Raw genomic sequence first — 11,872 nt, forward strand, 5'->3', positions numbered from 1 at the left:
CCTTATTTTTTCTTCAGGCACTCGAAGTTGATGTTGCCTTCCGAGACGACCGCGTAACGTCCGTCCTGAAGTGCGGTGCCTCGAATGATTATCGCCGGCATCTCGTTGGAGTTTACTTCCTTGGTGCAGGTGATCCGCATATTGACCGAAGTTTGTCCGGGGGGCACCGTGACGGCCTCGGCCTTCAATACACCGGCGAGTTCTTCCGGGAGCTTGAGTTCGAGCTTGACCGGGACTGGCAATTTTGCCGAGCGCAGGACCTTAACGGGTATCTGAACACTCTCGCCCGGACGCAGTGCGATCTCCCGGAGACCAGGATCGACTTTCAGAATCGCCCCTTCAATCGACATCGTAATGCGGCCGAGCATGGGAGTGACCAGATAACGAATTTTTCCCTTCGCATCGGGAACCTTGACAACGCCGATCAGTTCCATTCTCGATGTGCGAGTGGTCTCCAGCCACTCCGGCATAAAGCAGGGGTAGAAAGCACGATTCTCGGAAGCGGGGACGATCATATCTGGACCGTTGATACCTTGCCGCTGGTAGGATTGGATGGAGTTCATTTGCAGGCTGACTTCCCCTTTGAAGTCGTTGATCCGTTCCAGAATCACTTCGGCCGGATGCGTGCTGCCACGGTGGACTTTCCGTCCGCCATCCGCTTCCACATCAATGAGCTTCAAGCGGGGAACCAGCGTGGTAGCCATCAGCAGGGAAGAGGTACGTTCTTCATCGGGATACTTTGCAGCCAGATTGCCCGAGAGTGATGCGAAAGCGACGTGAGAAATCGTAGCCGCCGTACCAGTAATCGTCACCAGACTCGCCATGGCCGGGGCATTATCTGCGGCGGTGAGGGCGATCTTGAGTTCCGATTTGTCCGGCGGGATAACCAGGTTTGCCGGCACGGTAACGCCTTCCGGTAATCCTGTAATCCGAAGCGAGATCGGTTCTTTGAATCCGCCGATTCGATTGGCCTTTACCAAGAATTCGCCCGTTCCGCCGATTTGAAGATTCAAACGGGCCACCGTGGTCACTGCGAAATCGGGAATGACTTTCTCGACGAGCAACCGATAGAGGGAAGTCTTTTTTCCGACCTTCCCGGATTGATCGGAAACCACGAGCGTATACATCCCGTCCGCAGGCAATTGCAAAGTTAACCCCGCATCAGTGGTGCCAGGCAGATCGTCATTCTGGGAGACTTGCTTCCCATCGGGACCGAGTATGCTCAAGACCAGATCCAATGGCGAGCCGAACCGACGAGCTTCCGCGGCCAGATTCCAGACCTCACCTTTTTTGCCTTCGCAGCGGAACCGGGCTTCCGTTGAAGCGCCCTCGAAAATGCCGGTGATACTTGCGGGAACGTGGAGGATCTCGTTGCTCGCTTTACTGGCAACAGACTGAGATATGGAACTCAGAGGTATCCCAAAGGCGGGTGTGGTTCCGAACTTGGTCTCGAGGCGATGAGTGAGAAAATTTTGTTTCGGATCTTCCGGGAAAGTCACTTTCTGCTTAATGGATTCCAGCTTTGGCTGCCCCGTAGCCAGACCCAGTCCGAGGAACTCGATTTCCTGTATGCCTCCCCGCTTTCCTAGTGCAGGAAGAGTGGCCAACACCCGCGGTCCAGCCGTCAAAGTTAGTCGATAGACGAAGGAGCGATCCCCGCGAAAATCGAAGTCGTTAATGCTCAGGGTGTATTCCACACCGGCCTTGGCCCAGAAGGTTAAGGCTAAGTCCTGGCCTTCGGTATCGATTCCGTCAACAACTAACTGCCCGTGTGCATCGCGAACGGCGAGTGCGACATTCATATTCACGCCGAGCCGACGCGCAAAAACTTCACAAGTTACCGGTCCATCCTTGGCCGCCGTGAAACGGTAACGGTCCACTTCTTCGATTCGCGACAACCGGCCATTCACTGTGACAGGAAGAGCTGGGAGTTTCTGCCCGACCTTGGAAGTGGAATCCTCAACAACCTCGGGTTCGGTTCCGACCCAGAAGATTCCTGTCTTCTGACACACTCCGCTGGCGCCGGCCACGGCCCAGTAGACTGGTCCTGCAGGAAACCCTTCGGGGATCGTTAACTTGGCAGGTATCTCCCGAGGCAAGGGCAGAGGAGTGATATAGGCTTTAGCGCCGAACCAATACGGGGGAGGCGGGATCAAAATCGGCCCAGGTTCCCCGGAAGTCTGAAGTTTGATGCGCGAATCTAAAACAAAGAACTGGAGATCGGGCGTCCAGTCGTAGCCGCCCAACTGAACGTCGCTGGTCGTACCGGCGCGGCCTCCCGGCGGATAAAGATATCCCGGTTCGGGTGCCCGCAGATCCGCAGTCTGTTTCTTGTTTTGTGCAATCGTCAGGCCAGGCAAGCCGAGTGTGATCGCAAAGGCCGCAGCAAAAATAATCTGAGAAGAATTTCGATGCGATAAACGCACGGCTTAGCTCCGGTCTTAACCCACCAGATCGGTAATGACCCGGCCGCCGTTGACGATTGGCACGGGACGGCCCAGCGGGGTATAGTACACTTTGCTGCTATCGACTCCCATCTGATGGAAGATCGTGCGAAGAATGTCCTCCACGCTGACAGGGTCGGCGACCGGCGCAGTGGCGTTCTTATCCGTCGCTCCGATGATCATCCCCGGTTTGATTCCGCCTCCGGCAAAAAGCACGCTCTGTGCGGCCGACCAGTGATCGCGCCCCGCCTGGGCATTCACCTTCGGAGTTCGGCCCATCTCCCCCATCATCACCACCAGCGTTGAGTCCAGCAAGCCCCGTTGATCGAGATCAGTCACTAATGCGCTAAAAGCCCGATCCACGCTGGGGATGAGATCTTTTTGCAGACTCGGAAAGCAAGTGAAATGGGTGTCCCAACCACTATGGTCGATCCCGACAAAGCGGCAACCGGCTTCCACCAGCCGGCGTGCGAGCAGCGCACACTGACCGAGAGTTGTATGGCCATAGGTTTCGCGAAGTTTGGCCGGCTCGTCCTTGATTTCAAAGGCCTTGCGTGCCGCCGGCGAATTCATGAGATCGCGCGCTTTTTCGTAGTAGGTGGCCATCGTTCCAGCTTTCCCGGTACTCGCGCGCTGGGATTCAATTCCCTTCAATAACTGTTCCCGGCGATGCTCGCGTTGGGCGTCGATACCTTCCACGGCAATCAGGTCTCGGACTTCGAAATCCGGTTGGACGGGATCGCCCTCGATCACAAAAGGCGAGTGCTCCGCCCCATAGAATCCTGCTCCACCGGCGGTCATCGGATGTGGCATGTTTATGTACGGGGGGACGCTTCCTCGCCCCCCCAACTCTCGGGAGATCACCGAACCAACGGAGGGATAAAGCACGTTGTTCGGCTTACGACTATTAGTACCGTCGGCAAAGTCGGCCTTCATTCCCGTCATCACATAGTGATAACCGGTCGTATGACCGTTGTCCTGATGGCTGTGACTGCGCAAGATGGTGTATTTGTTGGCGATTTTCGCACAGTTGGGCAGGTGTTCGCAGATGAAGGTCCCGGGAACATTCGTGGCGATCTGTTTAAACGGCCCACGCACTTCGACTGGGGCATCGGGCTTCATATCCCACATGTCTATCGTGCTGGGGCCGCCTTCCAGGAAAAGGAAGATGCAGGATTTGGCCTTGCACGTCTTATCGGTTCCCGCCAAGGCCTGATACTGAAGCAGGCGCGGCAAGGTCAATTGAGAGATCAGACCGACACTGCCGACACGCAACATCTCCCGGCGGGACATTCTTGTTGCTTGTGGAGACCTTCGAGATAAGGACATAGAAGCTCCTTCGCTGCCATCCAGAATCTTGATTTACTAATGGAGATTCCAACTATTTTCGAATATCCATCCGTCTCCTGATCTTCCGAACAAAAGATGGAAATAGCATTTCACCTAAATGCGCCGACAACTCCTTCGCACACTAGCGAATGTAGAGAAATTCTTTGCTGTTCAGGAGAGCCCAGAGCACATCTTCCACTGCACTACGGCGATCACCATCTGCAAAAATTTCCACTAACCTAGTTCGCTCCGCAGCGTGCGGTGGCCGACCCAGCGCCTGGAGAAACAATTCGTCGACGATGACTTCCGGCTTCTTGTCCGAATCGGAGAGTTTGCGGGCCGTGCCAGTTCGAGCACGAACTTTCGCTGCAATCTCGGGAGAATTCATCAAATGCAGGGCCTGGGTAATGCTCGGATCGGTGCCGCGTTCGCATTCGCAGACACTGAACCGAATCGGACGACCGAAGATCTGGAGGAAATACGACGGCATGCGATTATCCCAAACCTGGATAGCGCGATAACCTTCCGGCCAGCCATTGAACTTTTCCGCGAGACCAGTCACCTGGCTAATCGAATCGAGTAAAACTTCGGCCGGCATCGGTTTGAGTGTGGCATGCGAAAAATTCTGTTCATCGCTGGCATTCTGCTCAAGAGATCGACTGCTTAGCTGGTAGACTTGCGACATCAACATCGTTTTGGTGAAGGCTTTGAGATCGTATTTCTGATTGCGTAAATGAGTTGCCAGAGCCGCCAGAAGTGGTTCGTTGGAAGCAGGGTTGGTTATCCGAATATCATCGATGGGCTCCACGAGGCCCCGGCCAAAATAATGAGACCACAATCGATTGGCAAGGGCACTAGCGAAGTACGGATTCTCCGGGGATGTCATCCACTCCGCCAACAATTTACGACGATCTTCTGAAGGCGGGAAGGCTCGGGCTACACCCCCCAATGGCCGTGCGGGTATGGTAGTCGCGGCCCCGGCTCGCTTCGAGACTTTCGGACCCAGATCTATGCCGTTTTTCCAGACGACGGCTTCCGAACCACCGGGCAAGAGTTTGCGCGACACACCGGAGAACAGACCCGCCAATGCCCAATAGTCCTCCTGCCCCCAGCGTTCCGAAGGATGGTGATGGCACTCGGCACATTCAATTCTCACACCGAGAAATATCTGGCTGATGCCGGTCGCGGCTTTTTCCGGTGTCTCGAGAGATTTAAAAAAGGCGGCGGGGCCTTCGGAGGCAATATTATCATGGGCAGTCACAATTTCCCGGGCAAACGAGTCGTATGGGCGATTTTCCGCAAACTGCCGACGGAGCCATCGGGTCATGGCCACGGCTCCTTGAGGAGTCACCACATCCTTGTCGAGTTTCAAAATATCCGACCACTTTTGCGTCCAGTAATCGGCATACTCGGGTCTCTGCAGGAGGCGATCAATGATTTTCTCGCGCTTATCCGGAGCCTTATCGGCGAGAAACTTGCCGGCTTCCTCGGCCGTAGGCAGTGTACCGATAGTGTCCAGAAAGACCCGGCGCAAGAACATGGCGTCCTCGGCCGGTTGGCTCGGCGGAATCCCAAGTCGTTCGAGTTTATCCCAAACATGCTTATCGATGAAGTTGGTCTCCGCCGGTCGAGGGAATTTCACGCCCGGTCGCGGCAGGGTGATGCGGGAGACAGTAACCTGTCCCATATATCTGACCAGAATCGCCGCCTCACCAGGGTTCTGGCCGGAGGTGATTTGGCCTCGGCTATCGACACTGGCAATGTTTCCGGCGTTCGATGCATATTCGGCCTCGGTGGTCACGCATCGTTGCGATCCGTCTGCAGAAATCGCAGTCACTCGCAATTGCTGGGTGCCGCTCAAAGCCAGTGTTTTCTGGCTCGGCTCGACTTGAATCGCTGTGATGGCGGGCAGAGGCGAATCGGCGAACAGGCTTCCTTCTTGGATCCATCGAAGCAACCGCCGGTAGTGCAAACTCTCCTTTTCAATCTTACGGCCACCGCCGTGAGACATTTGGCCGGTGGCTTTTAAGAGCAGCAGGCTATTCTCAGGCGAAGCTGGGAATAATCTTCGTCCGCGAGCCTCCGCGGTAATGGCTCGATAGTCGGCTTCCGGGTCGTGGCCAAAGACACTCAGTTTGAACCCGGCCTGTCCTTCGGCCTTGCCGTGGCAGCCGCCGCGATTGCACGACGCTTTGGTCAGAATGGGGATGATCTGTTGTTCGAAGGAGACCGGTCGCGGCGATTTCAGTCCACGGACTTCTACCTGAACTCTGGCCGTTTCCTGACCTATTCGAATCAGAATTTCCGTTTGGCCTTCCGATTTCGGTGTGACTAAGCCACTTGAGTCAACCCCTGCGATTGCTGGATTCTTCACTTCATAGCGGGCTGTTCGTGTACCATCGCCGTTCGCGAGTGTCACGAGCAACTGTTGACAGGCCTCGGGATTATCCAGCACCACTGCCGATGGAGTCACTTGGATCGCTGCAGTTACCGGAGCGCACCCAATCAGCACATAAAAGAGTATGGGCAGGCTCAGTTTGGACATGAACTTCTCACAAGGAGATTGGTTCGGCGAGGTAGGAGGGAGTATCGTCAATTAGTCTAACGGTGAAGTCGAATTAATACTAGTAAATTGATGGCAAACTTTGATCGTGATATTTCATCGATTGATTCGGTCGATCGATCGGTTCCGGTGGTTCTCTTCATTGGAAATTGAATCGAAGCTTGAAGAGCGCACAAGCAAGCACCGAAAAAACCCAGCCTCGGGTAGTGAAGTCATAGCATTTCTGGGCTGGCGGAGCAAGCGGTGCTTCACTCAAGAAAAACAAGAATAGAAGCCAATCACCCAATTTTTGGGCAGCTTGGCTATCGAGCCCTTTCTGATCGGGTCTCGTTTTCAAGAGTAACTCATTAGACCGAGTTCTTTCAGTCAACAATTCCGGGACTTTAGGGCTTGCTGCCACTACTCCTTTTGCCTGGACTGAAGTTAAAGAATCTTTAGTAGTTTTAGGCCTGCATTGCCGATTCGATTTGATCGCGATAAGTTGTCCTTCTGCTTACTGCCGTTCTTTCCGCTTTTGAAACTGCATTCACGGAGCGCGTTCGTCGAGTTTGACACGTTCTCCATGAGGCGGGCCATGAAATTCAAATCTGTAGTTTCGTTCGGTGTTACGATGTTGTTTTGCTTGTTGCTAAATGCGACAGGTCAGGCAGCGAATTTCTCCGATTCCGAGGACAATTTTTTTGAAAAAGACATCCGTCCTCTTCTAGTTGAAAAATGCGTGGGCTGCCACGGCGACTCTAAATCCAAAGGTGGACTTACTCTGAACTCGAGGGCGGCCGTCCTTCGCGGTGGAGATTCAGGTTCGGCCATTGTTCCCGGCCAACCCGACAAGAGTCTACTGATTAAAGCCGTTCGGTATCAAGGCGACCTCCAGATGCCTCCGAAAGGTAAGCTAACCAACAAGCAGATTGAACTTCTCGAAAAATGGGTGAAACTGGGTGCCCGCTGGCCTGGCGTGGATTCGACACCCGTTCCGGGCAGCCATTTTACCATTACGGAAAAACAACGGCAGTTCTGGTCTTTTCAGACGGTAAAGTTTCCACCATTACCCGCGTTCCGAGATTCAAGTTGGGCCAAGTCGGAAATTGACCGATTGATCCTGACGGGACTGCGTGCGAAGAATCTTGCCCCGGCCGCGCCAGCCGACAAGCGCACTCTCCTTCGCCGGGCGACTTTCGACCTGATCGGCCTTCCTCCGAAGCCAGAGGAAATCGAAGCATTTCTGAAGGATGATTCGCCCGAGGCTTTCGCGAAAGTCGTGGATCGTCTGCTGGCTTCGCCCCACTACGGCGAACGCTGGGGCCGCCACTGGCTGGATGTCGTCCGCTATGCCGATGCGCGGGATTTGATTCAATTGCCGAAAGAGAGCGACTTCCGGGAAGCCTGGCGCTATCGGGACTGGGTAGTCGACTCGTTCAATCGAGATATGCCTTATACGGACTTCGTTCGTTCGCAAATCGCTGGCGACCTCCAGCCTTCGACTCGTCCCGATCGCTTCAACAAGGAAGGCCTGGTTGCAACCGGGATGTTGGCCATTGCGGATTTCGTTCCCGGCGATGTCGATAAGAATCAAATGATCGCGGACTACGTCAATGACCAGATCGATGTGGTCGGCCGGGCATTTTTAGGGCTCTCGATCTCCTGCGCCCGCTGTCACGATCATAAATTCGATCCGATTTCTACCGAAGACTACTACGCGCTGGCCGGTATTTTTTTCAGCACTCGAATTATCCCTGGCCCCGTTCCCGGGAATACTCCACTCGTCAAAGTTCCATTACTTTCGCCGAATGAGATCGAACAGTTGAAATTGCGAGCCGCCGCGGACGAGACGCGCCGAAAAGAACTCGAACGGTCGCTTTCCGATGCGTCCACGAGCGAGTACCGCAACTACTTGCGAACGCTGCTCGACGAACAGTCGGCCCGATACATTCTGGCTGCACACGATTGTCGCACTCTGGACAAGCCGTCAGCCGTTGTTGTGGCGAATCGGCTTGGCCTTCACAACGGATTGTTGGCGGAGTGGATCGCTTTTTTAGCTCGAGTTGAGAAACATCCTGAGGCAGGCTACCCGGCCCTGCTTCGCGAAATCGCTGCCGATAAACTCTCGGACCCTGCATTGGTGCGCGCCGCCTTGGAAGTTCAAAATGCTCTTTCCGGATCCGTTCAGCGCGACCGGGATCAAGCTGGCCGCGCACCTGAAAAATACGCTCTGGATCATTCCTTACTGTTTCAATTTCGCGCGGACGATCCCCGAATCGCATTCGACGAGGTCAAGCGAATCGCTTTCTGGCCGAACTTCTCCGGCTTTTGGCTAAACGCTTCTCCGCCGGTTCCAAAGAACTCCCCGGAGACTGCGTACGCTAAGATCGGTCAACATCAAAAACCAGTCATCCGATTCCAGGGTCAGTCGGTGTTGGCAGTCGAGCGTCCAGTTCCTCCGATGGGGTCTCTTTTCATCGTCTTCCGGCCATCGCCGGAATCTCGAGCCGGTGAGCGAATCGTTGGTTGGGAAGATGCCGACAGCGGCCAGCATGGGCTAGGTTTGATGACTGACTCGAAAGGTCGGCTCCACGCAATCCTCCGTAAGAATGGGCTATCGGGCGATTTAGTGGATAACCATGCGTGGAATGGCTTCGAAACTGTCTGCATTAGCTGGGGACCGGGCGGTACGACTATGCGCCGCAACGCAGTCGATGTTTCTTCGAAAACGATTGATGGAATTTCCTCGGATCCGAAAATCACGGCTTTGGCGATTGGCGGGCCCGGCTCCGGAAACGGCCCGCGCTTCACCGGGGATATTGCGGAATTGCGCGTTTACGACCGACCTCTCAGTGATTCGGAACGACTACTGGTCGATGACGAGCTCCATAAAACGTGGTTCGAAGCCGACGGCCCTAGAGTGCCTAAGCGGGATGCATTCGATGAGTTGGTCGTGGAAATGCTCTCCACGCGAGGGGCATTTTGGCCGCCCGTGGAAGAACGAATTAAACTTCTGCCTGCAGAAGTGCAAAAGCGGTTTGAAACGACGAGTCGCGAGTTAAATCTTCTGCGAAATAAACCTGCTGTGGAAGTTCCCATGGCAGTCGCCGTACAGGACGGCGGCCCTAAAGGGACGCGTCACGAAGGCTTTAAAGACGCTACCGTATTCCTTCGCGGCGATTCGAAACGACTTGGTAAAACGATACCTCGCGGCTTCCCGAAAGTACTAGCGGGAAACCAAACAGAAAAAATCATCGAAGGGAGTGGTCGACTCCAACTTGCCGACTGGCTGACCCACTCCACAAACCCGCTCACGTCCCGAGTGATGGTCAACCGTATTTGGCAGCACCACTTCGGTGAAGGTCTGGTCCGCACACCAAACGATTTCGGTGAACGGGGCGAACGGCCGACGAACCCCGAGTTGCTGGATTATCTCGCTACAAAGTTCATCGAATCGAAGTGGTCTGCGAAAACCATGCACCGGCTTATTATGCTTTCGGCGGTCTACCAGCAAAGCTGCACTAACAGCCCCGACGCGATGTCCCGCGATCCGGAAAACCGGTTGTTCGGACGTATGAACCGTCAGCGACTGGAAGCCGAAGCCATCCGCGACAGCCTGCTGGCGGTAAGCGGACGCCTGGATTCAACGCTGGGCGGAGCGCCCTTCTCCGATCTGGCCATTCCTCGCCGCACACTTTACTTGATGTCGTCCCGGACGGCAGCGAATACCTCCGATTTCGGACGACTTTTCGATGCTGCCGATCCTAGCATGATTGTGGCCCAGCGTGGCCAGTCGGTTGTCGCCCCGCAGGCGCTTTTTTTTCTGAACGATCCCTTCGTCCGAGGAGTTGCAAAAGATTTGGCGGCCAGGATCCGGAAAGAAACACCCGAAGACCCCGAGGCCCGCATCGAACATCTTTATTCCCTGACCTTGGGTCGCAAGCCCGCGAAAGTGGAGATTGAATTCGGGAAAAAACTGCTCCTTCCATCTACTCACCATGACAGTCCCGACCCGTTAGAGCGCTACTGCCTGCTGATTTTAAGTTCGAATGAATTCCTTTTCATGGATTGATATGAGCTACTGGGGATTAAAACCGATTCAGAACCGAGAGGGGATATGAACAAAAACTCTAATGTTGCGAGGCAGCCGAATCGCCGCGAGATGCTGCAACGCGTCGGTGCTGGGTTCGGTTCGCTCGCACTGTCGGCCTTACTGGCCGAGGAAGCGCATGGGGCGGATTCGGCCGACCCCCTCGCTGTTCGCAAGCCGCATTTCCAAGCGCGGGCTAAACGGGTGATCTTCCTCTTTATGCCGGGCGGTCCGTCGCAAGTAGACACCTTCGATCCCAAGCCGGAACTGACGAAATTCAACGGCAAATCATCGCCTAAACTTTACCTCGGTCAGAAGCGAAACCTGCTGGCGTCCCCGTGGAAATTCCGGAAACATGGCCAATCGGGCCTCGAAGTGAGCGAACTCTTTCCGTGCGTCGCGAAGCAGGTCGACCGACTTTGCATTCTGCGCGGAATGGTCGCCGACGATGTCAATCATCCCGGCGGATGCCTGCAGATGAACACCGGGGAGCGAGTCGCCACTCGTCCCAGTCTCGGTTCCTGGGTGACCTATGGCCTCGGCACCGAAAATCAAAATTTGCCCGGTTTCATCGCCATCGGTCCCGGTCCGCTCATCGAGGGAAACCGCCAGTATGGTGCGGCTTTTCTTCCCGCGGCCCATCAGGGAACATTCGTATCGGATATGAAGAACCCGATCCGAAATCTGAAGAATAATCAAGTATCTCCAGAGCGTCAACGACTGGAGCTTGACGCCCTGCGCCGACTGAACGAATTTCATAGGATCGATCGTTCCGAAGACAGCCGTCTCGCAGCACGCATCGAATCCTTCGAACTCGCGTATCGGATGCAGACCCAGGCGCCCGACGCTTTTGACCTCACGAAGGAAACCGACAAAGTGCAATCGCTTTATGGCGTCGACCGCAAGGAGACCGAGACGTTCGGTCGCCAGTGCCTGTTGGCGCGACGACTCGTTGAAAGGGGTGTGCGGTTCGTGCAGCTCTACCATACGAGTGGAGGATTTCAACCCTGGGACCAGCATAGCGACTTGAAAGGAGGTCACGAGAAAAACGCCCTGGCGACGGATCGGCCGATCGCCGGCCTGTTGGAAGATCTCCAAGCGCGTGGACTTTTAGAAGACACTCTCGTGATCTGGGGCGGTGAATTTGGCCGCACGCCGGCCGCCGAAGGGAAGGACGGAAGAGACCACCATCCCTATGGGTTCACCATGTGGCTGGCCGGAGGTGGTGTGCGCGGCGGCCTGGCACACGGAGAAACCGACGAATTTGGATGGGATGCAGTACAAGATCGCGTGCATATTCATGACCTTCACGCGACAATCTTGCATCTATTGGGACTCGATCACGAAAAGCTGACCTACCGCCACGCCGGACGAGACTATCGACTCACGGACGTCAGCGGCGTCGTCGCGAAAGCGATTCTAGCTTGAACACCTGATCTGCAGACAGTTTACTCCTTCCGGTCAACA

General features: G+C 55.2%; 5 protein-coding genes. 2 read left to right on the forward strand and 3 right to left on the reverse strand.

What is annotated here, in order from left to right:
- Window positions 1–2: 2 nt before the first annotated feature.
- From KIH39_RS22575 to KIH39_RS22585, 3 genes are all read right to left on the reverse strand, one after another.
- On the reverse strand, window positions 3–2,426 hold the full coding sequence (locus KIH39_RS22575) for a hypothetical protein (RefSeq protein ID WP_213495653.1): 2,424 nt from the start codon (window positions 2,424–2,426) through the stop codon (window positions 3–5).
- Window positions 2,427–2,441: 15 nt separating this feature from the next.
- Window positions 2,442–3,737: a DUF1501 domain-containing protein gene (locus tag KIH39_RS22580; protein WP_213495655.1), complete on the reverse strand. Its 1,296-nt coding sequence runs from the start codon at window positions 3,735–3,737 to the stop codon at window positions 2,442–2,444.
- 178 nt (window positions 3,738–3,915) lie between these two features.
- A complete protein-coding gene (locus KIH39_RS22585; RefSeq protein WP_213495657.1) occupies window positions 3,916–6,318 on the reverse strand; it encodes a DUF1549 domain-containing protein in 2,403 nt (800 codons plus the stop codon).
- 592 nt (window positions 6,319–6,910) lie between these two features.
- Between KIH39_RS22585 and KIH39_RS22590 the strand changes: the two genes are divergently transcribed.
- Together KIH39_RS22590 and KIH39_RS22595 are read left to right on the forward strand one after the other, a co-directional pair.
- The gene (locus KIH39_RS22590) at window positions 6,911–10,387 is read left to right on the forward strand and encodes a DUF1553 domain-containing protein (RefSeq protein WP_213495659.1); all 3,477 of its coding nucleotides are present in this window, start codon (window positions 6,911–6,913) and stop codon (window positions 10,385–10,387) included.
- Between the two features lie 45 nt (window positions 10,388–10,432).
- A complete protein-coding gene (locus KIH39_RS22595; RefSeq protein ID WP_213495661.1) occupies window positions 10,433–11,833 on the forward strand; it encodes a DUF1501 domain-containing protein in 1,401 nt (466 codons plus the stop codon).
- The last annotated feature ends 39 nt before the right edge of the window (window positions 11,834–11,872 follow it).

The organism is Telmatocola sphagniphila, from assembly GCF_018398935.1.
GTDB classification, from domain to species: domain Bacteria; phylum Planctomycetota; class Planctomycetia; order Gemmatales; family Gemmataceae; genus Telmatocola; species Telmatocola sphagniphila.